This is a genomic window from Bacillus inaquosorum KCTC 13429 (assembly GCF_000332645.1).
Lineage (GTDB): Bacteria > Bacillota > Bacilli > Bacillales > Bacillaceae > Bacillus > Bacillus inaquosorum.
Genome location: NZ_AMXN01000002.1, coordinates 234941 through 259857 on the forward strand (window position 1 = coordinate 234941; position 24917 = coordinate 259857).

Annotated in this window: 20 protein-coding genes and 11 pseudogenes; 14 read left to right on the forward strand and 17 right to left on the reverse strand. The window is 35.8% G+C overall.

What is annotated here, in order from left to right:
• Window positions 1–175 precede the first annotated feature (175 nt).
• From BSI_RS15310 to BSI_RS15295, 4 genes are all read right to left on the reverse strand, one after another.
• The gene (locus BSI_RS15310; protein WP_032731893.1) at window positions 176–1189 is read right to left on the reverse strand and encodes an NADP-dependent oxidoreductase; all 1014 of its coding nucleotides are present in this window, start codon (window positions 1187–1189) and stop codon (window positions 176–178) included.
• Window positions 1190–1452: 263 nt separating this feature from the next.
• Complete coding sequence (locus tag BSI_RS15305) at window positions 1453–2202, reverse strand: SDR family NAD(P)-dependent oxidoreductase (protein ID WP_003237172.1); 750 nt, start codon at window positions 2200–2202, stop codon at window positions 1453–1455.
• A 59-nt stretch (window positions 2203–2261) separates the two neighbouring features.
• Complete coding sequence (locus BSI_RS15300; protein WP_003237173.1) at window positions 2262–2837, reverse strand: TetR/AcrR family transcriptional regulator; 576 nt, start codon at window positions 2835–2837, stop codon at window positions 2262–2264.
• Window positions 2838–3339: 502 nt separating this feature from the next.
• On the reverse strand, window positions 3340–4074 hold the full coding sequence (locus BSI_RS15295; protein ID WP_003237174.1) for an NADPH-dependent F420 reductase: 735 nt from the start codon (window positions 4072–4074) through the stop codon (window positions 3340–3342).
• Between the two features lie 222 nt (window positions 4075–4296).
• On the opposite strand from BSI_RS15295, the gene BSI_RS15290 reads away from it, so the two are divergent.
• Both BSI_RS15290 and nfsA read left to right on the forward strand, forming a co-directional pair.
• Window positions 4297–4656: a winged helix-turn-helix transcriptional regulator gene (locus BSI_RS15290; protein ID WP_003237175.1), complete on the forward strand. Its 360-nt coding sequence runs from the start codon at window positions 4297–4299 to the stop codon at window positions 4654–4656.
• 390 nt (window positions 4657–5046) lie between these two features.
• On the forward strand, window positions 5047–5787 hold the full coding sequence (gene nfsA, locus BSI_RS15285; RefSeq protein ID WP_003237176.1) for an oxygen-insensitive NADPH nitroreductase: 741 nt from the start codon (window positions 5047–5049) through the stop codon (window positions 5785–5787).
• Window positions 5788–5882: 95 nt separating this feature from the next.
• On the opposite strand, the pseudogene BSI_RS22025 reads toward nfsA, so the two are convergent.
• A pseudogene (locus BSI_RS22025) lies at window positions 5883–6005 on the reverse strand (recombinase family protein); the annotation flags it as partial.
• A pseudogene (locus BSI_RS22970) lies at window positions 5954–6142 on the reverse strand (hypothetical protein). The pseudogenes BSI_RS22025 and BSI_RS22970, both read right to left, overlap by 52 nt.
• A 360-nt stretch (window positions 6143–6502) precedes the next feature.
• On the opposite strand from BSI_RS22970, the gene BSI_RS15280 reads away from it, so the two are divergent.
• Entirely contained in the window at window positions 6503–6952 is a 450-nt protein-coding gene (locus tag BSI_RS15280; protein WP_003226084.1) for a DUF1569 domain-containing protein, read from the forward strand.
• A gap of 638 nt (window positions 6953–7590) precedes the next feature.
• Here the strand turns inward: BSI_RS15280 and BSI_RS15275 are convergent.
• Window positions 7591–8718 carry a Rap family tetratricopeptide repeat protein gene (locus tag BSI_RS15275; RefSeq protein WP_003237178.1) on the reverse strand — a complete coding sequence of 376 codons (1128 nt, stop codon included), beginning with the start codon at window positions 8716–8718 and terminating at the stop codon, window positions 7591–7593.
• A 709-nt stretch (window positions 8719–9427) separates the two neighbouring features.
• Here BSI_RS15275 and BSI_RS0120850 point away from each other — a divergent pair.
• From BSI_RS0120850 to BSI_RS15265, 3 genes and pseudogenes are all read left to right on the forward strand, one after another.
• Window positions 9428–9557: pseudogene (locus BSI_RS0120850) on the forward strand (phosphatase RapE inhibitor PhrE).
• A 224-nt stretch (window positions 9558–9781) separates the two neighbouring features.
• Complete coding sequence (locus BSI_RS15270; RefSeq protein WP_032731894.1) at window positions 9782–11665, forward strand: ribonuclease YeeF family protein; 1884 nt, start codon at window positions 9782–9784, stop codon at window positions 11663–11665.
• A gap of 16 nt (window positions 11666–11681) precedes the next feature.
• A complete protein-coding gene (locus BSI_RS15265) occupies window positions 11682–11972 on the forward strand; it encodes a contact-dependent growth inhibition system immunity protein (protein WP_003237183.1) in 291 nt (96 codons plus the stop codon).
• 45 nt (window positions 11973–12017) lie between these two features.
• Here BSI_RS15265 and BSI_RS22030 read toward each other — a convergent pair.
• Window positions 12018–12386, reverse strand: a pseudogene (locus tag BSI_RS22030) (peptidoglycan-binding domain-containing protein); the annotation flags it as partial.
• A 196-nt stretch (window positions 12387–12582) separates the two neighbouring features.
• Between BSI_RS22030 and BSI_RS15255 the strand changes: the two are divergent.
• A complete protein-coding gene (locus BSI_RS15255) occupies window positions 12583–12780 on the forward strand; it encodes a hypothetical protein (RefSeq protein ID WP_003237189.1) in 198 nt (65 codons plus the stop codon).
• Between the two features lie 483 nt (window positions 12781–13263).
• Here BSI_RS15255 and BSI_RS15250 read toward each other — a convergent pair.
• From BSI_RS15250 to ynzI, 5 genes and pseudogenes are all read right to left on the reverse strand, one after another.
• Window positions 13264–14130, reverse strand: a pseudogene (locus BSI_RS15250) (LysM peptidoglycan-binding domain-containing protein); the annotation flags it as partial.
• Window positions 14126–14293, reverse strand: a pseudogene (locus tag BSI_RS0120855) (phage holin family protein); the annotation flags it as partial. The pseudogenes BSI_RS15250 and BSI_RS0120855, both read right to left, overlap by 5 nt.
• 45 nt (window positions 14294–14338) lie before the next feature.
• Window positions 14339–14947 (reverse strand): annotated as a pseudogene (locus BSI_RS15245) (phage portal protein); the annotation flags it as partial.
• Between the two features lie 262 nt (window positions 14948–15209).
• A complete protein-coding gene (locus tag BSI_RS15240; RefSeq protein WP_003237195.1) occupies window positions 15210–15608 on the reverse strand; it encodes a hypothetical protein in 399 nt (132 codons plus the stop codon).
• Window positions 15609–15807: 199 nt separating this feature from the next.
• Window positions 15808–15973: pseudogene (ynzI, locus tag BSI_RS0120860) on the reverse strand (small membrane protein YnzI).
• Window positions 15974–16234: 261 nt separating this feature from the next.
• On the opposite strand from ynzI, the pseudogene BSI_RS22660 reads away from it, so the two are divergent.
• From BSI_RS22660 to BSI_RS15220, 6 genes and pseudogenes are all read left to right on the forward strand, one after another.
• Window positions 16235–16438: pseudogene (locus tag BSI_RS22660) on the forward strand (ImmA/IrrE family metallo-endopeptidase); the annotation flags it as partial.
• Window positions 16433–16684, forward strand: a pseudogene (sknR, locus tag BSI_RS22665) (transcriptional regulator SknR); the annotation flags it as partial. The pseudogenes BSI_RS22660 and sknR, both read left to right, overlap by 6 nt.
• 502 nt (window positions 16685–17186) lie before the next feature.
• Window positions 17187–18029, forward strand: coding sequence for a sialate O-acetylesterase (locus BSI_RS15235; RefSeq protein WP_029419308.1), 843 nt, complete (start codon window positions 17187–17189; stop codon window positions 18027–18029).
• Entirely contained in the window at window positions 18026–18553 is a 528-nt protein-coding gene (locus BSI_RS15230) for a PadR family transcriptional regulator (protein WP_003237203.1), read from the forward strand. Before BSI_RS15235 ends, BSI_RS15230 begins: the two co-directional genes overlap by 4 nt.
• Window positions 18554–19133: 580 nt before the next feature.
• Window positions 19134–19652, forward strand: a complete 519-nt coding sequence (locus tag BSI_RS15225; protein WP_003237205.1) for an ImmA/IrrE family metallo-endopeptidase — start codon at window positions 19134–19136, stop codon at window positions 19650–19652.
• A pseudogene (locus tag BSI_RS15220) lies at window positions 19652–20050 on the forward strand (sigma-70 family RNA polymerase sigma factor); the annotation flags it as partial. The gene BSI_RS15225 and the pseudogene BSI_RS15220, both read left to right, overlap by 1 nt.
• A 238-nt stretch (window positions 20051–20288) precedes the next feature.
• Here BSI_RS15220 and BSI_RS15215 read toward each other — a convergent pair.
• The 3 genes from BSI_RS15215 to BSI_RS15205 all read right to left on the reverse strand — a co-directional run bounded on the left by BSI_RS15215 (window position 20289) and on the right by BSI_RS15205 (window position 22198).
• On the reverse strand, window positions 20289–20618 hold the full coding sequence (locus BSI_RS15215) for a LysR family transcriptional regulator (protein ID WP_003237210.1): 330 nt from the start codon (window positions 20616–20618) through the stop codon (window positions 20289–20291).
• A gap of 447 nt (window positions 20619–21065) precedes the next feature.
• Window positions 21066–21215: a YrzO family protein gene (locus BSI_RS15210; protein WP_003237213.1), complete on the reverse strand. Its 150-nt coding sequence runs from the start codon at window positions 21213–21215 to the stop codon at window positions 21066–21068.
• 17 nt (window positions 21216–21232) lie between these two features.
• The gene (locus BSI_RS15205) at window positions 21233–22198 is read right to left on the reverse strand and encodes a DMT family transporter (protein ID WP_003237215.1); all 966 of its coding nucleotides are present in this window, start codon (window positions 22196–22198) and stop codon (window positions 21233–21235) included.
• Window positions 22199–22323: 125 nt separating this feature from the next.
• Here BSI_RS15205 and BSI_RS15200 point away from each other — a divergent pair, with 125 nt between their 5' ends.
• Window positions 22324–23190, forward strand: a complete 867-nt coding sequence (locus BSI_RS15200) for a LysR family transcriptional regulator (RefSeq protein ID WP_003237217.1) — start codon at window positions 22324–22326, stop codon at window positions 23188–23190.
• Between the two features lie 266 nt (window positions 23191–23456).
• Here the strand turns inward: BSI_RS15200 and gmuG are convergent, their stop codons facing one another.
• A complete protein-coding gene (gene gmuG, locus BSI_RS15195; RefSeq protein ID WP_003237220.1) occupies window positions 23457–24554 on the reverse strand; it encodes a mannan endo-1,4-beta-mannosidase in 1098 nt (365 codons plus the stop codon).
• Window positions 24555–24917: the final 363 nt, after the last annotated feature.

The following is a 24917-nucleotide window of genomic DNA, read 5'->3' on the forward strand; positions in this document are numbered from 1 at the left end:
TTTATCATTACTGCTACAGGACTCCGGCTTGCTGAAGTTTTTCTATGATCTGACCTAGCTCTTTATCTTTTCCATTTCTTAATAGCAGATCTCGCGGTTTGTAACTTTATTATTGCCTTTCAAAATCCTTTACATAAATGATCTCAACTTTTTGACTGCTTTCTTCATATTCCCCTTAAAATTTAATAATCACTTTCCCTTTTGATCGTCCATTTGCGACTAGTTTTAGCGCTTCATTTACGTTGTCTATGGTAAATAGTGTTGGATGAATTGCTGGAACAATGTTGTTTTCTTCAATGATTTTTGTAATTTCTTTAAGTTGTGCGCCGTCAGAACGAACGAAGATAAAATGGTATTCCACGTTTTGTTTCTTGGCTTTGCGGTCATACTTTGCGCCAGCAAGGGAAAATAGCATTTGTTTCCACAATGGAAAATTTCGGTCTTTTCCAAAGCGTTTATTTGGTCCTGTACGGAGAGAGAGCAATCTTCCCCCCGGTTTGATAATACTCAATTCACTGTCAAATTCTTTAGGTCCCAGTGTATCAATCACGTAATCCACATTCAACAACAAGTCAACATAGTTTTCTGTTGAATAATCCAAATATTGATCTGCACCCATTTCCAAAATGCGTTCGCGCGCTTCTGAGCTACCGCTAACAATGACATTTAGGTCCATTGCCTTTGCGATTGGTACAGCCATTTGACCAAAACTGCCTGATCCACCTGGAATGAAAACAGATTTACCTGACTGTGCCTCAAGTTCTTCATGCAGACCTTGATACGCTGTGAGTCCAGCCAGTGGTGCAGCAGCGGCTTCCACGTAGGACAAATTTTTTGGCATGGGTGCAACTGCGGCAGCGTCAATTGCGGCATATTTCGCAAAAGCACCAATATTTTCTAGAGGGAGACGTGTATAGATGGCATCTCCTACGTGAAATTCTGTCACATTTTTTCCGACTTTTTCGATAACACCTGTCAATTCATTACCAAGCGTTAATGGGAATTCATAATCTTGAATCAGTTTGACGCTGCCTGCAATAATTAACATTTCGAGTGGATTGACCGCCGCAGCTTTGACCTTTACCAAGACTTCGTTGTCATCGATTTCAGGAATTGGAATGTCATTGATTTGGGCATAGAGATCTTTAGAGTACTTGGTGATCTGAGCTGCTTTCATGAGTGTTTTCATTTTTTTATCAGCATCCTCTATCATATTACATTTATTAGGTTTTTACCTTTTTATATAATCGTTTAGGTGGAGGGGAATCTTACTTTAAGCGAAGTCTGACTTCCTATTTTATGATTAACCGGCCACCTAAACATTAGTGATTTTTAGAACGATCATTCTCAAATGATTAAATTTTTTAGAACCGATACTGTAAATAAATGTTTTTCATCTTCCTAGTGTTAGTGATATAGAGCATCGTTATATAGGTTTAATAACTTGAAATATTACATCTCTAGAATCGGATAGATTTGATCTCTTAATTGAAATTCATAGTTTTCGTCTACAATTCCTACTACTTGATTACTATCATAAAGCTTCATCATAAAACTCGCCACTTGCTCAACTGTGTGGTACATCGGGATATTTGCTTTGTAATCAAATTCTTTCGTATCAGATGCATTTTTCATGAATTCTGTTTCCGTGATTGCTGGTCCTAAAACTTTCACCTTCATTTTCGCACCTTTGCGTTCCAGTTCTTTTGCAAGCCCTTCTGTAAATGCACTAACAAAGTATTTAGATGCAGAATAAGTAATACTGCCAACAGCAATTGCATATCCGAGTGCTGATGATACGTTAATTAACTGAGTTCCCTCTACATCCGAATAATCACGTACAAATAGTGTAGAAAGAATCGTTAAGGATTCTACGTTGACACGTAACATGGTTTCCACTTTATCTAAATTCTGATCCGTGACAGAAGAAGATTCACCAAGCCCGGCATTATTAATCCAAGTCTCAATTTGATATTCCTTTAAATTGTCATACAGTGTATATGCCTGAGCTGTGATAGATAAGTCACTTGTACGAATAATAACATCCAAATCAGGATGAATATTCTGAATTGTTGATTTAAGCTCTTCTAATTTATCTAATCTTCTAGCTACAATAATTAAGTTTTTGCCGCGAGCAGCAAACGCTAATGCTGCCTCATATCCTATACCTGAGCTTGCTCCTGTAATAACTGTGTACTTCATATTATTCTCTCCTCGAAAACAAATTTTTTTAATTAGTTAACCCGTATAACAAAATAGATTCAGTCTAGTGTCGACAAAGTCAAATCAATAATGTTTTCTAATTTTCCCTTATCATTTGTCGTTTTTGCTAATACTCGTATCCCTACGAGTGAATTATGAATAAATTGAGAAAGCCCTTTGATGTCATAGTGTTTAGGAATTTCTCCTTGTTCTTGACCATGTTTTAGCAGATCAAATAATAATGCTTCCGCATTTATAAAAATCTCTGTAATTTTCTTAGCTACTTCTTCATCTATTAGGGATAATTCAACAGCTGCATTAACAGCTAAACATCCTTTTGGATGATTTTCTTTTGGGTAAATAACCATTTCAAATAATTTTCGTATAGCCTGCTTAACCGTTAATTCTGTTTTCACTTCATTCTTCATTCTTACTTCCATTATTTCTACATAGTGACATAAGGCTCGCATAAATAAAGTATGTTTGTCGCCAAATGTATCATAGATACTTCTGCGGTGAACGCCCATACGGTCCACCAAGTCTTGCATGGATGTTTTTTCATAACCCTGTTCCCAGAAAAGCTCCATTGCTTTTCTTAATGCTTTTTTTTCATCAAATTCTTTATTTCTAGCCATGTAATCCCACCTTAGAACGTATTACCTCTTTATACTGAGAAAGGACTGAGAATCATTGATGCATTCATCCCTCCCTCATTCTTAAATCATTAAAGAATGATCATTCTCATTTGAGTAGCAAAACAGTTAGATCTAACCTGTCTCAAGTATATCAAATTTGAGAACGATCGGTAAAGAATTTAGAACTTATTCATATGTTATGTATTTTAAGTCTTAAGGCAAAACTTTAAAATAATCAAAGAAGATTTAATAATCTCTGAAGCAAAAACAAAAAAGATACCAATATGATTTGGTATCTTCATCTAAACCGAGTCCCTCAACATAGTAAATCCTTATCACTGGTTATGAAAGCTTGTTTTCATTACACTCTTTTTACTCATTTGTCATCAATTCTATACGTTTATATCAATTATGGTAAAAAATGTTGAGCCAAAACAATAAACGTCTAACCTTTCATCTTTTATATGATTAATTTTTAATTTCTTCCTTTGATAGCTTGTTTTTATGAATTGTATATTTCTCTGTTTAGATTCACAACATCCTCGTGTAAAAATTCAACATCCTTTTTCTCTGCAAATATTTCCATCACTTTGTCGCGTAGTAATGGTGCTTTTTCTTTATTCGCCTTTTTCAACGCTTTCGTGAGTTCATCTTTTGTTAGCTCTGTGCAATAAGCAGGAGTTCCTGGCTGCTGTCTCCAAGAGTCACTTAAAGAACCACTGTCTACTGCATCGAAGCCTAACTCGGATACTACGTTCATAACTACTTGTTTTTGCGATGCGTCATTACCGGAAACTGCCATCGCGATTCGTTCACTAGAATCTGCGGATGTTCCTTCATTTTCTAAAGTATAGGCTAATAAGTTGTTGAACGCTTTAATGACAGGTCTGCCTAATTGATTTGAAACCCAAACACTTTCAACCATCCCGTTCTCGATTTCTTCAATTTTGTCGTCTCTAAAAGGATAATAATTTGAAGTATCTACAATGATTACTTCCTCTCCGACTTGATCGATGGTGTTCCGAATGCTTGGCATTGCTTTTGTAGGAAGAGATATTATAAGAACATCAATATTTTTAATTGCATCCTCTACGCGCACAGGTGTTCCAGCAAGCTCTTTTCCTTCTACATATTCAATTCCCCTTGCATCTGCAATTTTGACATCATGCCCATTCTCAACTAATTTTTTAGAAATAATTGACCCAATTGTTCCTGCACCTATAATTCCGAATTTCACTATTTTTCCTCCTAAAGAATTTGTATATAAGAATAATTCTGCATAAAGTTACACCATTATATGTTCACCAAATCGTAAACATATATTAAGAAAAGCGTAATGAGTATTGAGTATTTCTTTTACATATACTAGAATAAAACCGTTTCTCATCTATTTAAAGTAGGCAATTTAAATTGCCGTAGTACATTTTTCTGTACTTAACAGCGGAAAGCAGGTGAAAAGGTGTCTAAAATATGTAAGGATGGATTTGACAAAGAGTGTATAAAGGAACAAAGAGAAGTATATGGAATTGCATATGCCCAAAATATGCTTTCGGGACGCTGGAAATATATTATTCTCTGGTTTTTAAAAACAAAAAAACGTCGTTATAGCGAAATTAAAGCTTTTTTATGGGACATTTCACAAGGTTCTCTTACAAAGCAGCTGAGAGAACTAGAAACAGATGGATTAATTAAGCGAGAGGTGTTTCCTGAGGTTCCTCCTCGTGTAGAGTATTCACTAACCTCAAAAGGGAAAGAATTCATTCCTATAATTGATTTGATGGAAGAGTTCGGGAAGAAGTTTGGGGAGCAGGTAGACTAATTTTATATGATAAGAGTTTGTGAAGAAATGTATTATCGTAATGGGGGCAAGAGTTAAAAGATCAGAAGCTGTCTAATGTGGCAGCTTTTTTTTACTAACTAAGCAGGTTGACACAAGCTTCCTTTTTCGGGACATTTGCCGGATTAATAATCTTTTGTTTATTCCATTTAAATTCTTTTTCAAATCCGTTTTAACAAAATCTAGCCATCTTTTTATCTAGTTTTTGGTATTAAGTACAAAAAAATGTACTACGGCAATTTAAATTGCCCTCTTCATAAATTAGAGTGCTGATTTTATCATATTGTATACAAGTTACACTATTTTTCAAAAGTAACTCTGGCCCAACTTAATCAGTTTGAATCTAATATGTAAGAAAGGAAGAGTGTCAATATGAATACTACAATTGAATTACTTAGTAATCATACATCCATACGATCTTTTACAAATCAACCACTGACAGAGGAGCAACGAGAAGCAATCTTTAAGGCAGCTAATCAAACTTCATCTTTCAGCCTTCTTCAGGCCGTTTCTATCATTAGAATTACAAATCCAGATCTTCGAAAAAAAGTGATGGAGCTTTCTGCGAACCAGCCTTATATTGAAGAGGCAGCAGAGTTTTGGATTTTTTGTGCAGATTTTAACCGAAATCATCAAATCGCTCCCGATGTAGATCTTGAGTATATTGAATACCTTTTAATAGGTACATTTGATGCTGGGCTAATGGCTCAAAATGCTTTGACTGCAGCCGAATCAATGGGACTCGGTGGTGTATATATTGGCGGAATAAGACTTCATATTACAGAATTAACTGAGGTATTACATTTACCAAAACATGTGGTTCCTTTAGTAGGGCTATGCATAGGTCATCCTGCTGAAGAGAAACCTGGACTAAAACCACGCTTGCCTCAATCAATGGTCATGTTTGATAATCAGTATCAATCACTAGATGATGAAAAATTAGCAACCTATGATCAACAGATGCGTGAGTACTACCGAGACCGTCCTGTTAAAGCTCCTTTCACAGTGAAAAAAGTAAAGGGATGGAAAGATCATATTGAGGACCATCTCGAAAGAAGCAAACTACCCTTCATGCTTGAATATTTAAATAAACAGGGATTTGCTAAAAAATAAATTTTCCCATGAGAAAATTTCGGCATTCCATCCATAAAAGCGGAAGAGTTTTGACGCTCTTCCTTTTTATGCACCAACTCGAACTGCGGCAATTTTGAATCCTTCCTTAAGCGATTCAAAGCCGGACGTTCCAAAAGCTCTCCAGAAAATCCTTCATCGGCATACTTCAGCACATCCTTAGAGGCCTCGAGCTGGCTGTCGATGCTCGATCCCTTGATCGCTTGTTCCTCGGTCGATACCCTTACATATATTTGCTATCACCCTGGATCTCCTTTCTATAAAGTTTTATTAAATAATGATAGCAATCGTTAATGCATTTGTCAGCTTGCGGTCCCTCGATGATTATCACCTTCATAAAATGCATCACCCCTTGGGTAATGCTATGTAATAACTGTTTGTCCTAATAAAGTGATTTTCAATGAGTATAAAAAAGCAGTAAAAAAGCTAACGGTTTTTCACTACACTCATTAGGTCCTCACATGGTAAATCCTCACAGCATTTCCATTTCCCTCTCTTATGTCTCTTAAATTTTCACAGACAGATAAAAGGTTCAAAAGTTTAACTTAACAAGGTGATTACATCGGCAGAAATTTTAGGATATATTATACATATGAGTAAGAGGAAAAGGTTTTCCAGTACGAAATTTCATTTTGGGCTTGCTGGGTACACTAGGTATCATTTTATTAGCAGGTGTAGAATAGGGGGAGATGCATAAATGAAAAATATTTTTAATCAATTGCATTTAGAGGAAATTTTAAATCGTATTGACAAATTAAGCCCAATTTCCAAGCCCCAATGGGGTAAAATGGATGTTTCCCAAATGTTAGCACATTGCTCATCCTTTCAAGACATTGCAATGGGACTTTCTTTTCCAGCGAGAGGTTGGTTAGGAATATTAATAGGAAACTTTGTGAAACCAATTTTTTATAATGACAAGCCATTAGCCCAAAATATGTCCACGATTCCTGACATTTTGATTGTAGATGAAAAAGAATTTGAAACAGAGAAGGAAATACTGAAACAAAAAATTATAACTTTCCAAAATAATGGTCCAGAGAAGTGTACGACTCATCCACATCCTTTTTTCGGTAAACTGACTTCTGAGCAATGGGGAAAAGGGATATACAAGCACCTTGACCATCATTTGAAACAATTTGGAGTTTAGTTAGATTTAGAAATATAAATAAATGATGACCAAAGAGAACAGTAACGCAATGCTTTAACTGCTTAGAAATAAATAATCATCCTATTTTTAAAAAGAAAATTCTTCTTCAACTAAAGAGTGCTTTAGTGTTCAAACAAACACTTTGTCTATTATAAAGTAAATATATTAAACGTAAAAAGGAAGGGCCTAATCCCCTTCCTTTTTATGCACCAACTCGATCTTCAGCAATTTTGAAACCACCATTTGAAGCACTATCTTCATCTACTATAATGAGCTAATCCCCAAAAGCACTTAATCCTCCATCGAGAGATTTTCCCTGAGAAACAAAAAGTTATTGCGGTCTCACCGAAAATTTAAATTACGGTGCCGCCCTATTGCCTTTTCCTCTCCCAAAAAAATAAGGTTATGCCTCAAGTATTTAAAAGGGGATACTAATTATATCGCATTTGATTCAATTGTTTCTGTTGATATCAAATAAAAAAACCTCCATTTATGAAGGAGGTTTAGGGTAGTATTATCAAGTTTGAAGACGATCTGAAGCAATATGAAATGTGTTTTGAGTTTGGTTCTCTGTAAAGTCGGTACCGAAACCACATACTAAAACAAATGACAAACCCAGGATAATGCTTAACCTCTTTTTAAAAGTCATACAGGCATTCTCCCCTTTGAATTTGTGTTTGAGTTTCAACCATTTTCTGATGATAAACATAAGATGTTTCAAATTCTTTTGAGTTTGCATAAGCAGCTGCGGTCTCACAGGCAATGTCTTCAACATAAGAATAGTTCTTATTCTTCTCTAAGTATTCTATGGTTTGATTAACTCCATGTTGATCCACCGCATCGACGTAAAGAGCTTTTAAATAACCCTGTAATTTTGCAAAAAGCTCATCACCTTGATAAAGAGCTGCTGACAAACCTTTCTTACTTACTTGGATAGCTTCATTCATTTTTCCTTGTTTAAAAAGGATTTTTGCATAAGAAAATAAAGAATGTGGCAAGTTTGTGAGCTTTTCTTTTTCTGTTATCTCCACAGCTTGCTTCATGAATACTTCCGCTTGCTCGTAATCGCCACTGTCAGCAAAATTTGTGCCTAAATTATATAACGCAGAACTAATCAACCTCTTGTTATTCAATTCCCTAGATAACTCTAATGCTTTTTCAAGATGCGGCTGACTTTTTTCATAACGTTTAAAATCTATATAATTCCCTGAAATAACAAACATACATTGAACTTTCCGCACCTTATAAAGTTCATATTGATTATAAATATCCAATGCTTGTTTAACGTGATGCATAGACACATGACTTTGCTTCATACCATAATATGCTTCAGCTAACTTAAAATGAAACTCTGCCCTTTCGATCTCATCAGGGACATGTATAAGCTGCTTTTCGGCTTCTCTATAATAGTAGATAGCTTTCATGTATTGCTTCTTATCAAACTCGTACATCCCTCTGAAAAACAGAGAATAATACGACAAAAGACCAGATATGCCTTTATTTGAAGTCTCAATTTTTTCAAGAAGTTCGTCAATAGTTGGTCTTATACGTGTTGTTACGGGTTCCAAATAATCTAACATGAGTTGATGACGGAATTTCATTAGGGAGAAGTAAATGAGTAAATACTCATCTTCCTCCATCCGTTGGATTTCTTGCTCCACCTCTGCCTTTAAAATCTCTGCATCCGGGACACTAAATTGACGTATCATTTTATACCATTCATTGATCTTTACGCCAACTTCTGACGATGATAAAACCGGATTCACAGGACCCCTCCTTTTATGTCTTTTTATGTAATATTCTAACATTTCCAAAAAGTGTTTGAACCGCAAAAAAACCGCAAACTTTTTATTCGGTTCGTTCATAATAAAAAAGCAGGCATTATGCCTGCTTTTTTGTAAGGACTCTATCAATTAAAAACATAAATAAACTGAATAACAAGGACATAACTAACATGTCGAGTATAGTAATCCCAGAATCTCTTTTTATTCCAAAAAACAAAATAGCTTGTAAAATTAAAGAGACCAGGAAAAACAATATGTACTTCATACTATTCATGTTAGAACATCTCCTTTACCTTTTTAATCACCGATATAATGAATTCTACTTCTAAGATAAATCAAAGGCCAAAAAATTATCACTTATATCTTGTTCAGCTTGTTCCTCTAACTGACCAATTTAGGTGCACCGGACTTGTTTTACCAGGTTGTTTCTATATGACTATCAATTTTTCGTTTTCCCGTTCTTTATAACGGTAAAGAAGGTTATTCAAGTACTTTTATAAAATTGGCTATTCACGCATTTTATCTGTTGCACCTTACTGTGATAATCCTCATTAAAGAATTACTTATAGTATAATACTATTCACAAACATTCTGAAAATGTTTTCATCATAAAAGATGCAACATGATATGCGCAGACCGAACAGCAGTAGGACTATCCTTCCAAAAAGATAGTGTATATACTAAAAAGCAAATATCTAAATTGTTTATCATTTATCCGCCGTTTTAATCGGACTTGCCTTTTTCGGATCTATGTCTAAGGCGAAATGGAGGAAGCATCCCGGAATGTAACTCCCGCACCTACTCATGAATTCCTTGTTTGATTCGATAAACAACATTAGTTGTAATTCCCTTTAGCCGTTTTAATAACGGCTTTTTCTTATTTTAGCCATGAAAAGCATTTCACAAAAGCTGGTCAAACCCCAAAAACTAGATCAAAAGACACAGATCGAATGATTCATTTCCACCATTTGATCCACATAACAGTTAGTTTCATCATTCTTCCATGGTAATATTTTGTTATACGATTAAATGAGAGGGTATGATTATGAAAGTCTTTGAAGCTAAAACACTTATGTCTGAAGCTACAGACCGCGCCAAAGAATATAAAGAACTAAGGACGCAAATGGTCAACTTGAGAAAAGCTTTACAAAGCGTCGCTGAACTGGACGACAGCGAATTCTCAGGTAAAGGTGCTAACAACATTAAAGCATTCTATCACGACCATGTTGGTGTCACTGATCAATGGATCGACTACATTGATATGAAAATCGCATTTTTTAACAGCATTGCCGGAGCTGTAGAGGACAAAGGTCTCTCTGATGCTTATATTGAAGAGTCTTTTTTAGAACATGAACTGGCTAACGCCCATAAAAAATCAAAGTCCATCATGTCTGAACAGAAAAAGGCCATGAAAGATATCCTAAACGATATTGACGACATCCTCCCGCTCGACCTGTTTTCAACAGAAACCTTCAAGGATGAGCTTGCGGATGCCAATGACAAACGCAAAAAAACAATTGAAAAACTAGGTGACCTTGACGAAGATTTACTGACAGAATATGCCCTATCAGAACCAAATGAACAATTCATCAAGTCAGATTTCCAAAAGCTCCAAGAAGCAACGGGCAAAGGTAAAAACGCTACGCCCATTCACTACAACGCTAAGGCGTACCGTGAGAGTGATATACATAAGAAAAAAGGTGATATTGAGAAACAGACTGAAGCCTATTTGAAGATTAAGAAAGAAGAAGCGAAGGAACGAGAGATAAAAGACTTAAAGAAAAAGCTTGCGAATGGTGTCTCAGATCCGGATGAGTATTTAGAAATTGCGAAGAAAATCGGATATGAGAACCTTGAACCTGCACAGTTACAGTATGTGGTGCAGCTAGAACAAGCAAAACAGCTGAAGTCCGTCGGTGAAAGTGTAATCAATGCAGGTAAAACGGCATTGGATATCATCGATGGGGTTAATGATGGGCTTAACGATGCGATTGATGATACGATATATAGCATCAAGGACTTGGTTGTAGGCGCATGGGAATTTTCACAGCTCCCTATGGAACTAAAACTTGCAAAAACAATTACAACAGTCTTAAGTGTCCCCTCCTACCCTAAAATAATTTGGACAAACATCGTCGATTCATGGAATGATAAAATGATAAATGGCGATGCATATACAAGAGCACATTATATCAGTTATGCGGTCGGTAATATCGTTGGTCCAAAAGGTGCAGGTGCTGCAGTGCAAACCCCTACTAAGCTTTCTAAAGTAGGTAAAGTGGTTGAAGGTGGAACAGCTGCTGCTCATGTCAATAAAGGGATAAACAAAGGCAAAGCTTACATCAATTCTATTGTGAGAAATAAGAATGATCTTGCACTTGTCGGGATTGCCCAAGACATCGATAATACGTATAACTCAAAAAACACTCCTCTACTAAAAAGTATTATTGAAGATAAAAAAGAGAGTGTACTTAGAAAATCTGAGACTTCTAACAACATGGGTATAGGTAATGTCAAGCAAGGTGATAGTACCCCTCTCGCACCTGGTGGAGGATTAGCTGCTCATGAGGCAAAAGGCGGGCATCTTATAGAAAGACATGTTGGGAAAACAGACGAAGAATTAATAGAAAGACTGAGAACTGATCCTAACCCACATATTACAGCTTCATCTACTTTTAAAGATAGGGCTACGGCTGAGAGAATTGCTAATTCAGTTTTAAACGATCCAAAAAATATAAAGAAAATCGAAAATTGGATTGATGATCCTAAAAAACCTAAATTAATGTTAAGATACAAGGGCGATGGAGAAATAATCGGCAGAAGTGTATCAAGAAATTCAGAACTAGTAGAAAACGTTACAAACGCAAAAATTATACTCAAAAAAGATAACAACGGTAACTTTATTCTTACAGGATATCCAACCAAATAGAAAGAGAGGAAGTATCATGGATGAAAGTTATGATTTCTTAGACGAATTAGAAAATTTTTTAGGTGCAACATTTCATCAAGATATCCGATCCCCTGAACACGCATTAGATGAATTTATTGAGGAAATTAGTAAAGAAGGTTTGCTATTTACAGTAAAGTACTGCGAAGAGTTTCTAAATAGCGATCTAACTAAAGAAGAAAAGGAAGACATTATAAAGTGTAATGCAGAAATATATTTCCCGACAATTGGATTACCACCTATAGAATGGTTGAAAAGTGTAATAGAACAACTAAAAGAAGCTATTTAAAAGAAACACTGAAAGGCCCCCATTTTATGAGAGGGCCTTTTTATATTACTTCAATTTCGCTTCAATTTTCGCTTTAGTCTTAGGACCATAAATGCCATCTGCTTTTAAACCATTCATCAGCTGAAATCGTCTAACTGCATCTGCTGTTTTCGGACCATATACACCGTCAATGCCGTTATTCTTCGCCCCTTTGTCTGGGTAAAAATAAAGAGCCACCAACGCTTTCTGAATCTGCCTTACGTCGTCTCCTTTTCGCATCGGGCTTGTCACTTTATAGACACCAGCAGGCAGCGCGTAAGACGTTTTTTTGCTGCTTGAGTTTGTTGTTTTCTTTTTAGCTGCACTTGCACTTGTTTTACTTGAGCTTGTTTTCCCACCTTACGCCTTTAATTCTTTTTCAATGGTAGCTTTAACTTAATTCCATGTTCCTCTTACACCAATCGACTTACGGTTCCCTGTGCCGTTTGTGCCGTCTCAGTGCGCCCGCTTATTCAACAATCATTTTCACCTAAATGCTTTTGTTTCGAACTGTGCAAAAAAATTACTTTGTACAAATCCACGCACCATTTTAACAGTAAAGTAATACTTTATAAAAAATGGAGGAAAAATCATGAAAGATAACCAATATGAGGATTATATTATTGGGACTGTTATTTCGTTATTAGACATTCTAGTGATCATCCAAAGTAAAGATAATCAAATTTTAAAAATTGTACTTGTTGTCCTTTTAAATACGGTTACAAAAGATCATTTAATACGCATTTTATTAGTTTTGTTGACTATTATCTGGAGTGAGGTTTCAGAGTAGAAAGCAGACCAGATAGTGTACTATTTGTGCGATTTTTGCCATCCTAAGCTTCTTGCACAAACATGCCCCGTTAATTGAATAACAAAAGAGCCTACAGTAGCAAACAAGGCTTTAACTCGTAGGTCGTGCGGCTTGGGTCTAATAAGCCTCATGGGATTCTTATTAAAATAAACTGTATAAAATAACTGCTCACTTAGGCTATTTATATAGATATGACATTTATGTACAAATGATTTTTATATAATAACTCATGGTACTGGTGAGGAATTATTTTATTAATAACGTACACACAAGTTTTCAAATATACCTAGGCTTCGTAATGTAGTTCTCATTGTCAAAAGGTTATTTTATGGAGTGTAATAGCATTGGAGATATAAAAAATAATCACCTCCTACTTAGAACATAATATACAAGCAGGAGTGACATATAAAGAAAAAGGAGACAGGTATAAATGGTATTTTGCCGCCCTATTCTTCCTCTTAATTATTTCAAGAGAGATTCAATTTTCGCTCTCGTCATAGGTCCATAAATACCGTCCGCTTTCAGACCATTTACTGACTGGAACCGTTCAACCGGATTTGCTGTTTTCGGTCCATAAACACCATCTATACCGTTATTCTTTGCCCCTTTATCCGGGTAGAAGTATAGAGCTGCCAGCGCTTTCTGAATCTCTGTAACAGACGAGCCTTTCATCATTGGGCTTGTCACTTTAAAGACACCAGAAGGCAAGGAGTATGATGATTTTTTACTGCTTGTTTTAGTGCTGGAAGAATTTGAGCCTTTCAGTTTCAACTTTTGGCCAACTGTGATTTTATTTGGATCCTTAATGTTATTCCAGCTCTGGAGGTTTGCCACACTTACCCCTTCCGACTTTGCAATTCCGGAAAGAGTATCGCCTTTTTTGACTGTGTAAGTCGATCCTGAAGAGCTACTTGAAGAACTATTAGTCTTCCCTCCCAAGGCCTTTAGTTCTTTTTCAATTGCAGCTTTTACCGCATTCCACCTGGTCTCTGACAAAATACGATGTGGGCAGTACTTCCCGTTCCCGTCTTGATGCTTGCGGACACGATCAATGCCCCAGCCGCGTTCTTTAAGTAGCTGCGCCACAAACTTAATAGCGAGTTTTTCCGCTGCCTTATATCGTGCGCCTCCAGACTTGCTATAACAAATTTCGACACCAATCGACTTACGATTCCCTGTGCCGTTTGTTCCATCTCCTGTATGCCAGGCGTTACGATTTGTAGGAATTCCTTGAATGACTTGTTTATCATCTACGGCAAAGTGAAAACTCGTTGAGCTTGTGTTGTTCTTCATATATGAAATTTCATTGGCTGCTGAAGCATCATGCGCTTCGGCTTCGCAGTTTCTTAAATTTCCATGCCTTAATTACTCCTGTTAAAACGTCAATTATGCTAAGTACTAGAAGTAAATCAAGGTACTTCACCCCTCCAAATAAATATACTCTTGCTAAATCTAATGTTTCAAAATTGATAAACAAACTTGTCTCCTCCATTTCTAATCACCTCCTCAGAGGCAAATAAAAAAGGACAGCCGGATCTTATGAGACGGCAGTCCCTCTTACAGAAAAGTTCCCATTTGATAAAGCTGTAAGCTCCATAACAATTTCTTTAAAACCAGTAATGTCAAAAGACCAGGCTTCAGATTTTCCTTTTGTGCTAGTGGCAAACGTTCCATCATCCACTTTTTGCCCTCTAAGGGCTCTTTTTGTTCCCGATAAGGATTTACCCCAGAACTTCAATTCACTTGTCTCAGCCGTTCCATAAACCTCAATGAGTAACGTTTTGAATGATCCAACGGTGAATAGGTTACCCTCACCTATGGTTTCTGTTTTATCGTGAAAGACAAAATCCATTGTTTTTGCTTGAGTGTCTAATGAGCTAAGGTTCAGGCCTTCAGTCTGAACTTTTAAACGACCATCATCAGTTAAGCCGCTTTTATCTAACTCGACTGACAGCGGAGCAACTGCTGTAATAGGAACAGCTTGGTTAATGTTTATATCCTCTTCACCTGCGCCCAGTGACTGGTATAGTATAAATTCAGATTGTTGAAGGTTACCATTTACGTATCTGAAACGGAAATAGCGTTTAGTTAAGTGAATCCATTCAGTCTCGCCAAGCGTATTTGCTTTAACAACCAATGAAGAGATTACGTTGGTTTTACCGCTTCAATTGTTGTCTTATTCAAACCAAAGTTGAGCAGTGTTTTACTTTTTATTTCAGGGATTGGAGGACTTATATACATTGACTGGTTCTACTTAATACCAGCTATACTTATGACCATCCCTGGAATCATGGTATTTCTAAGGAAAGAAAAAATCGCTCCTAAATCAGTTTGAACCTGAACATAAAAGAACCGCGACTTGCGGTTCTTTTAGTGTATATTCCTATTTTAAATAAACTGATTCATTATTATTGGACAGTACCATAATCAAAATCAATATCTTTCTTGTCTAAATCCCCCTTAAAATTTTTAGCAAAAGTCATGGTTAAATGTACGCTTTTATCTATCCACCAAGTTCCATCATCGGTATTCGTATCCCAAGTAACCTCTATATCTCTGCCGAAATTCTCAAAAAACACCAAATTCCCAACAGCTACTGTTTTTCCGTTGATCTTGTAATATATTAAAACAATTTTCTTATCGAATATACCTGTCCCGTGCTTTACGATTGTTAAACTATAAGGCTTATTAGGACATTGCTCTTCAAGTATAATTTCAGGATTTAAAAATAAAACATAACAGATGAATAAAATTGGCACAATCATTAACCTTTTTAGTAATTTTTTATTGATATTAAACCCCTCCAACAAGAAAACTCCGTTTAACAATACATTTCATTTGGGATACACCCCCATCATTTGAACGTACTTCCTATGAAAAATGATTTTTGAACCTCATAGAAACCCTTACATGACAAGGGTTTTTGTTGTTTTTCTTATTTATATTTTTATTTATGTTCTCATATAAAAAAAGAGCGTTTATTGTGAGGAAAAAGGGATCTTCTTGTTAAAAACCTTGTAAGGTGTAAGTGAAAAAATAAACAATACAATTATCGTTACGACAATAATTGTTTCTTTAATATAATTTTTATCATCTTCATGCTCTTGTTTCTTTTTTTTATCTCTTCTCTATATTTTCTTTGAACCTCTTTCATCTTTTCATTCATTTTCATGATTAAACTCCTTTGAAGTCCATTTGGTTTACATGCCCCTTTCACTTGCAATTTTAATACTTTACAAATAATTACACCAGCAAAAAAAGGATTAGCAATGCTTTACACTCAATGGTGCAGCTCTTTAAGTACGGCAGTGGGCTCTCTTTTATTATATTCCATCACCTTTAGACGCATTTTCCTACGAAAAAAGTCGTGGTTTTCCTATAATATTTAACGAATCCAATTTTTAGATTATCGTCTTTAAGGAGGTTTTTCATTTTGAGGTATACAAACAGTCATTTAGAGGATTGGATTGAAAACTTATACAGGAAGATTGATATTACAGAGCCTGAACAAATTAATTTTGAACGTATTGCCGAGTCATTAGATATCAGGCTTTCATTTAAACCTGTTACAAGCTTCGCACTTAAACACAGCGGAATTTATAATATATGCTTGGACAGCCGAAAAAGCCGATATGAACTAGGTAGTCGTGAGCCTGACTATAAAACCTTAATTAATATTTCAAACATACTTGATGTTTCTTTGGATTATCTTCTTAAAGGAGAAAGCAATGAAAAAGAATTCCAAGATCAAGCGAAAAAAGTATTAAACGATCCTGAAACTTTCCTTGCAGCAAAAGACGGTGAGGTAACAGATGAGATCTTACAGGCTGCTTTGGAGATTATAACGGAGCAATTAAAAGAAAGACGGAAATCAGATAAATAAACGCCGTTTGTTTATTATTTATTTCTGTTTATTATGTTTAATTCTGTTTACTAATAAGATTTAGATTCTCATTTATATTTCAATCATATCCTCATTTATAATGTGATTTTTGAACCCCTTAGAAACCCTTACAAGACAAGGGTTTTTGTTGTTTTTCTCATTTATATTTTCATTATTTATCAAGACCTAAATCAAAAAAAGTCATAAAAAATAAGGAGTTATACATATTTTACATGACTAATATGTATCACTCCTTTAGTTCTTGTTCAATAATCGCGCCCGATTGTGGAAGATCGTTATTGAACTAAAGCCCCCGATAGTTGGATAAGAAAAAGCAAAAGAACTTGCTATTTCTCAAATACATCCACCAAATTTTCAGTGTTAGTTTGTTTTTCATACATACTAATAAAAAAATAAAACCTTGTTAAAGCTTTACAAGACAAACTGAATTGATTATAGTCTAATTAGACTAAAATATTGATGTAAAGAAGTGAAAAATGAGATGATAAAGTCTTTTTTAATGTTGGGGCAGTCGAATATGGCGGGCCGTGGATTTTTGAATGAAGTAGACCCTATCTATAATGAAAAAATAAAAATGCTGCGCAATGGACAGTGGCAGATGATGACAGAGCCGATTAATTACGACCGTCCGGTTTCCGGCGTTGGCCTGGCGGCATCTTTTGCAGATGCATGGTCGAAAGCTCATCCCGATGAAGAAATTGGCTTGATCCCGTGTGCTGAAGGTGGCAGTTCATTGAATGACTGGCATCCGGAAGGCATCCTTTTTCAGCATGCTTTGTCCGAAGCCCGCTTCGCCCTCCGGTCCAGTCAAATTTGTGGAATCCTTTGGCACCAAGGTGAGAGTGACAGTTATCGTTCGCTACATGAAACTTATTACGAGAAATTAACTCTTATCATCGAGACGCTAAGAAACGAGTTGAAACTTGATGAGGTACCGTTGATTATTGGAGGGCTTGGTGACTTTCTAGGGAAGACCGGTTTTGGACAGCACGCGACTGAGTTTCGACAGGTTAATGAACAATTGCTGCGTTTTGCTAATGAACAACAGAATTGTTATTTTGTTACTGCAGCAGGTTTGACTGCGAATCCTGATGGCATTCATTTAGACGCAGCTTCACAACGCAAATTCGGTTACCGCTATTTCGAGGCTTTTTCGAAAAAGTACCATATCCTGAAACCCATTTCGGGAGAGGAGCAATCACTGAAAGTGAATGGTGACTATTCTAAAACAGAACAGATTTACCTTCATAGTATGGATTTGGCTTCGGGTAAAATCACGTATGCGGAATTTGAGGCGCGGATGGCGAAGGTGATGAAACCATGATTCCCTTACTTATCCTTGGCTTGCTAATCCAAAACCCCGGAGCTCACGGCTATGAACTTCTGGCCTTAATGGAAAAACGTCATTACAAATACATTGTTAACTTCACGAAAGGTTCATTTTATTACAATCTGCAGCAACTTGAAGAAAAGTGTTTTATTGAACAGATTCAGCAGAAACCCTCAACCAGCGGGCGTGAAATCCGTAACTTTAAAGTCACAGAATCGGGAAGGGCAGAATTCGAAAAATTAATGATCAAATACGGCACCAAATCGGAATATGTGAACCTGCAATTTTATGGGGCGTTACTCTTTGCCGATGAATTCGACAAAAATAAATTACTGGATCTGATCCAATCACAAATCGATCAGACTAAAACTCGAATCGAGCTCCTTGATGAATACCTGTCCATCACTCAAGAAATTCCCGGCACAATCAATTACTTTCGCCGTATGAACGAAAATTCCCGTTCACATCACTTGGTTAATTTAGAGTGGTTCGAAAAATTGAAAGCAGAAATAGAGTGAACTATTGCATAAAAAATGCAATGTTAAATATATAAGAATATTAGTTACCTAAATATAAAACCTGTGTCGTAGATATCTAGTAACATCATTGATACAGGTTTTATACTCCTTCTTTAATTAAACCAGTAATAGGGTTGTCAACACTTGCCCCCCAACAAGAGCAAGTGAATCTGCTGCGTGTTCTTCTTTTTCAATCCTTCGTATTAATAACCACTTTTTACACCTATTTTAGTATACAAGTAAGTCAACTGATTTTTCTCCTTCTTCCGCTAAACTGCTGCTTTAGTCAAATAAGAAAAAGTGATCTCCCTTAAGGAGGAATCACTTCCTCTAATTGAACAAGAAGTGAAGGTGAACATCGTTCTCGACATAAACTAAAATTTTTTATATACCTCTGCGTAAGCAATTTTCAATTGATTGATATTAAACCCCTCCAACAAGAAAACTCCGTTTAACAATCCATTTCATTTGGATAACCCTGCATCTTTCGGACGTTTTTCCTATGAAAAAAGTTGTGTCTTCCCTATAATATTTAACGAATCCAATTTTTAGATTGTCGTCATTAAGGAGGTTTTTCATCTTGAGGTATACAAACAGTCATTTAGAGGATTGGATTGAAAACTTATACAGGAAGATTGATATTACAGAGCCTGAACAAATTAATTTTGAACGGATTGCCGAGGCTTTAGATATCAGGCTTTCATTTAAACCTGTTACAAGCTTCGCGCTTAAACATAGTGGAATTTATAATATATGCTTGGACAGCCGAAAAAGCCGAGTTGAACAATGGTATGATTTCGCTCATGAATTTTGCCATATATATAGACATGAAGGCGATAAAAAAACAATGCCTGCAACTTGGACTGATTATTTAGAGTGGCAGTCCAATTATTTTACATATCACTTTTGCATTCCAACTTTCATGTTGCGTAATATTAATCTTTCGTACATACAATCACATGCAATTGAAAATGTAGCTTGGTTATTTAAGGTATCTCCTTCATTCGCTAAGAAACGTTTGAGCATTTATTACAGGAAGCTGACTCAACATTTATTTAATCAAACAGTTACGGGAAATCTGTGCGCCCCCCTTTTGTAATGAATAATGAAATTCTCATGCATTTACGCGCATTAAAAAAAACAAAAAAAGACGTTTCCCCTCATGATCCGATCGGGCAGGATAAGGAAGGGAATGAAATAAGCCTGATCGATGTACTAAAATCAGAAAATGAAGACGTGATTGATACGATCCAGCTCAATATGGAGCTTGAAAAAGTGAAGCAATACATTGATATTTTAGATGACCGTGAGAAGGAAGTGATTGTCGGGCGGTTTGGGCTTGATTTGAAGAAGGAAAAAACGCAGCGTGAGATTGCCAAAGAACTCGGTATCTCGCGCAGTTATGTATCGCGGATTGAAAAGCGGGCGCTGATGAAGATGTTTCATGAGTTTTATCGGGCGGAGAAGGAAAAGCGGAAAAAGGCGAAGGGGAAATGATTTAGCAGAGGCCGGGTCTAACATTCCGGCTTCCCCTATTTCATTTAGATGCTAATAGTGACAGAATATATGAAAAAGACATGTGGCCTTTTTTCTAACTAGCTACTGCAAGGCGGCATCACTGATAAGCTCAATCATCAATTTCCGAGAAGACGGAAAGGGTTGAAGCAGATTAGCTGCTTTATGCCCCCTCCCTCTATCGATTCAAAACCGGTTCTTAAAGCTGGCTAAAAATCCTTCACCCGCATGGCAGCTTATATAAAGCAAAAGCTCTGGAGACACATAAACGAATGGTTCCGTGAATATGGTCCCCTATATTCCATAAGTTCTCTTCCATTATTTTTAATTGTCTTAGCATGTCTTTTGCATAGGTAACAAGATATTCTCCTTGCTGCGTGAATTCCACGCCTCTTCTGCCTCTATTTAAAATTTTAATATTAAATTCTTTTTCAATTTGCTGAAGGCGGTACGTTAAAGTTGGCTGTGCAATAAATAAACGTTCTGCTGCCTTTGTAATATTTTTTTCTTCATAAACAGTTTGTAAAATGATCCAATCTCTTTTTTCCACGTTCCTTCTCCTCTTTGATTTTTCAATCATATATTTTCAACCTACAATATTTTAAAGATACTACATTACATTTAAAAATAATCCAAAACAGTTTTCTAACTATATTTGAACTTTTTCTCAAACGTCAATAGAATGCGTCCATTTTAATAGGTGCGTCAAGAGAGTAAAATTAATCAATTCTTAAGGGCTTTTAGACTTGCAATAAGCCACTGAATGATAGTGTAGTTATGCATACCCTAGAAAAAAAGTTTTAGCAAAAAAAAGATACCAAAATAGATTGGTATCTTTTTCAATTAATTCGAGCCCTTCATTAAATGAAAGTATATCTTCAGTTAAAAAATCCTGAATTTCAAGCATTTTAGGTCATGCATTACACTCATTTGCATCATTTTATATCTATATTGGACACAAAATGAGCACTGTTTTAGCCTAATAACAAACCTCAACTTATTTGGAATTGATGTCTTTGTTAAGGAATTCTTTTAGAACTTGAATCAATTCCTCCTGTTGCTTTATATTTTTGCGGCCATTTCGATTAATTGCCGCAAGTTCACAGACAATTCCGGCTGAAATGAAAAACAATAAACCTTCAAGCATACCTTATCCTCCAACGTCTAAGAGATAGTCAGATGTGTTTGTTCATTTTTTAAAACCTGCTTATAACTTTCTTTACGCTGATATATGTTATTTAGAATAAGTGCAGTAATTACAAACAGTGTTCCTATTACATCAAAAGTAGTTATTTTATATCCTTGTATCATCATGATTAACAATGTAGTAATGGGGACAAAGTTAATAAATAAAATCCCATTAATGGGTGATAAGATTTTAATACCATAGTTCCAACTAAGGAGGGCTATGATACCTGGTAAAGTAATCATAAATAAAAAATCATACTTAATTTCTGCAATCACTTCTATACTCGGTATAGACACATATCCTTGCGCGGTAAGTATAGCTGTAATGACTCCTGTTATAGCTGTACCGAATAAACATGTCAAAGTTGAATAGCGAAGTGTAGACCATTCTCGAAATATCTGTCCTCCCATTGTGTAGACTACCCACCCTAAAACACCAATCAATATAAAAGTTAATGGGAATAGATTATCTCCCAATGAAAAAAAGAAGTTCATATTACCTTTCGTAATAACGAACGAAGCTCCAAAAAAGGCAATCAACATACTTATAATTGTATATTTTTTGGGTTTCACATGTTTATATCCCCATAGAATAACAATTGAAAGCATCGGCATGAGTGCCTCCGCAATAGACGCAGTCATAATTCCAGACTTCCCCATCAACCTTTGACCTAAAAAAATAAGAACGTTGTATATCGTAAACGCCATCACCCCAAATAAAATGAGCAATTTTGCTTTACCCTCTAAACGAAATGATTTCTTCCCTTCCCTCGCCAATAATAAAAACACTAAGATAACTGCTACCACACCGTAGCGAATAAATGAAAAATAAAATGGATCAACATATTCTAATGCATGATCTGCAACTGGAAACATTGCGCCCCAAGACATACTTGCTACTAAACATGTGAGGACACCAATGAATAATTGACCTTTTTTCATTGAATTCCCCTCCTTTTCTTTATCATTACAATGAGAATTATAAAAAGAAGAATACATCATGTAAAATGAACAAAAATGATGAAAAACATCATTTATAATGATACTTTAATGAAGGAGGGATCTAAATGGAACTGCGAGACTTACAAATTTTCAAAAGCGTTGCACATCACAAAAGTATAACCGGTGCTGCAAAGGAATTAAGTTATGTACAATCTAATGTAACGGCTCGGATTAAGCAATTAGAGAATGAGCTCAAAACACCTCTTTTCAATCGCCATAAAAAAGGGGTGTCATTAAGCCCAGAGGGCCGAAAAATGATTGAATACGTTAACAAAATTTTGAAAGATGTTGAAGAAATGAAACAAGCCTTTCTTGATAGTGATGTACCATCCGGAATATTAAAAATTGGTACAGTAGAAACAGTAAGGATACTACCGACCATCTTAGCCTCTTATTATAAAAAGTATCCTAACGTGGATTTATCATTGCAGGCTGGTTTAACAGAGGAACTTATTAAAAAGGTAACAAATCAGGAATTAGACGGGGCTTTTATATCAGGGCCTATTAAACATTCAATTCTTGAACAATATGATGTCTATACCGAAAAGCTTACACTAGTAACGACTAACAAAACGTTTAATATAGAGGATTTTTTAACAACGCCCATTCTTGTTTCTAATCGAGGATGCGGGTATCGTTCTAGGTTGGAACATTGGCTTCAGGATGAAGGCTTACTTCCAAACAGAATTTTGGAATTTAACATTCTAGAGACAATTTTAAATAGTGTTGCACTCGGTCTTGGCATAACAGTCGTACCGGAATCTGCTGTTAGGCATCTTTCTACCGCAGGTAAGGTTTATTGTCACCCATTACCTGAGAAATATAGCTGTATCTCAACAGTCTTTATACGGCACAAAGATGCTTACCTGACAAATTCGATGCGCAGCCTACTTAAGACTATTGTTGAGCATAAAAATATGAGTATGTCTTGAAGAGATTTTTCCCCTGCTTCTTACATATAAATGAGAAGTCACATCTCTGCTTTCCTTTTAGGACTTATAATACAATGTAAAACTTTTAAGCATGCGGATTTCGCACACTATTATCCAAATTTTACACACACAGAAAAAAGAGGAAACTCATGGTCTGCTCCTTCATTTTTCCATTATTGATTTAAGCTTCTCGATAAAATTTCACAAGTTTTTCAAAAAAGCACCATGAAGAAACAGTTGTATCTTCATGGTGCTTTTAGTTCTATTTATTCAACTATTGGTGTAAGTGAACTTCCTTCCCACATTTCTCCCTTATTGAGTGTCCAACTATCATTATAAAAACTAGAACCACCTTTATTAACCGAAGGGCTGTGAACCTCATCCCAAGTTAGAAAGTAAACGGTTTTCGGATATTTTTGTTTGACTGTATTAAGAAAAGCAGAATAATCCAAATTACCATCTTGTTTTTGTGTACCGATTTCTGTGAATGCAAATGGCTTATTAAGAGCTGTTAACTCATCATATCCTTGAATTGTAAAATTGTCTGAGAAATACGCATCTAATCCAACAATATCAACATATGAAGATCCAGGATAAAAGTCAGTCTTAAAGTCTCGATTGGCGTCCGGTGAGTAAACCCATATCAGGTTGTCCAAACCTCTTGTATCAGTCATATAATGATAGATTTTTTGATAAAGTTGTTTGTAAAGTGAGAAGCGCTGGCTGTCTTTTTTGTTATATTCGGTTAGTCCCCACCAAAACCATTCTCCATTCATTTCATGAAGAGGCCTGAATAGAACAGGAACACCTTCATTTTTCAACTGATCGAGACCATCTGCAACTTTGCTCAGAACAGCCTCTAATCGCTTACCCTCTGTAGTTGATGAGTCTAAGATTTTTTCATACTCACTGTTTGAGATATGGGAAGCATTTTTCCCAAAAATACTTGATGCGGGATTAGCTAAATGTAAGCTAATCTGTGGTATTCCACCACTTTTCCAATATGAGATTAAGTCACTGTTACAACTATAGTCGATCGTCTCAGTAATATCAGAAATATATGGCTTCTCCAACCATCCACTGGAATAGTCACAACCATAAATTGCGGGTGACTGGCCTGTAGCATTCTTTATTCGGTTGGCTTCTTTCATGGAAAACGAAGCATTTGTGAATCCGCCGAATGCACCTGACAGTATGCGATTTTCAGATCGGTTTGGCAAATGAGCCAGCCAATTCATCAACTCCTTCGTTGTCGCCTGAGCATTGGGATTCACAGGGTTAACTGTATGAGCAGATGCCGTGTGTGAAAAAGCTGAAATGATTAATAAAGAAAGTAATATAAAAACACTAGTTTTTTTAAACATTCATATTCTCCGTCTTCTTTATTTTTATTATTCTAATCATTAGTTCTCTTAAGAATTTATAAAGCACAGAATCCATTAAGTCATTTACCTTTTTAATCTATCTCTCCTCTTCTAATTATTAGTTGTTTGGAGTATCATTCCCCTTTCAGTTTTAAATAAGAGAGACCTTTCCTTCGAGATATTTACATTTACCCATCGTGAATCTCCATTTTTTGGGCATTAATTATATTAAACCGAAAACTACCTTCTTTCATCAGACAGTATTCCTATTTTTGTCATATGCCTAACAGTCTATAAAATAAACTGTTCCTTTTACATTGGAGACTTTTCCCCTATTTATCTGGTTAAATTATTTACGATATA

Coding starts and splice junctions, on each gene's coding strand:
- BSI_RS15310 (WP_032731893.1), bottom strand. CDS start 1,189: ATGAAAACACTCATGAAAGCAGCTCAGATCACCAAGTACTCTAAAGAT.
- BSI_RS15305 (WP_003237172.1), bottom strand. CDS start 2,202: ATGAAGTACACAGTTATTACAGGAGCAAGCTCAGGTATAGGATATGAG.
- BSI_RS15300 (WP_003237173.1), bottom strand. CDS start 2,837: ATGGCTAGAAATAAAGAATTTGATGAAAAAAAAGCATTAAGAAAAGCA.
- nfsA (WP_003237176.1), top strand. CDS start 5,047: ATGAATACTACAATTGAATTACTTAGTAATCATACATCCATACGATCT.
- BSI_RS15280 (WP_003226084.1), top strand. CDS start 6,503: ATGAAAAATATTTTTAATCAATTGCATTTAGAGGAAATTTTAAATCGT.
- BSI_RS15270 (WP_032731894.1), top strand. CDS start 9,782: ATGAAAGTCTTTGAAGCTAAAACACTTATGTCTGAAGCTACAGACCGC.
- BSI_RS15265 (WP_003237183.1), top strand. CDS start 11,682: ATGGATGAAAGTTATGATTTCTTAGACGAATTAGAAAATTTTTTAGGT.
- BSI_RS15255 (WP_003237189.1), top strand. CDS start 12,583: ATGAAAGATAACCAATATGAGGATTATATTATTGGGACTGTTATTTCG.
- BSI_RS15235 (WP_029419308.1), top strand. CDS start 17,187: ATGATAAAGTCTTTTTTAATGTTGGGGCAGTCGAATATGGCGGGCCGT.
- BSI_RS15230 (WP_003237203.1), top strand. CDS start 18,026: ATGATTCCCTTACTTATCCTTGGCTTGCTAATCCAAAACCCCGGAGCT.
- BSI_RS15210 (WP_003237213.1), bottom strand. CDS start 21,215: ATGCTTGAAGGTTTATTGTTTTTCATTTCAGCCGGAATTGTCTGTGAA.
- BSI_RS15205 (WP_003237215.1), bottom strand. CDS start 22,198: ATGAAAAAAGGTCAATTATTCATTGGTGTCCTCACATGTTTAGTAGCA.
- BSI_RS15200 (WP_003237217.1), top strand. CDS start 22,324: ATGGAACTGCGAGACTTACAAATTTTCAAAAGCGTTGCACATCACAAA.
- gmuG (WP_003237220.1), bottom strand. CDS start 24,554: ATGTTTAAAAAAACTAGTGTTTTTATATTACTTTCTTTATTAATCATT.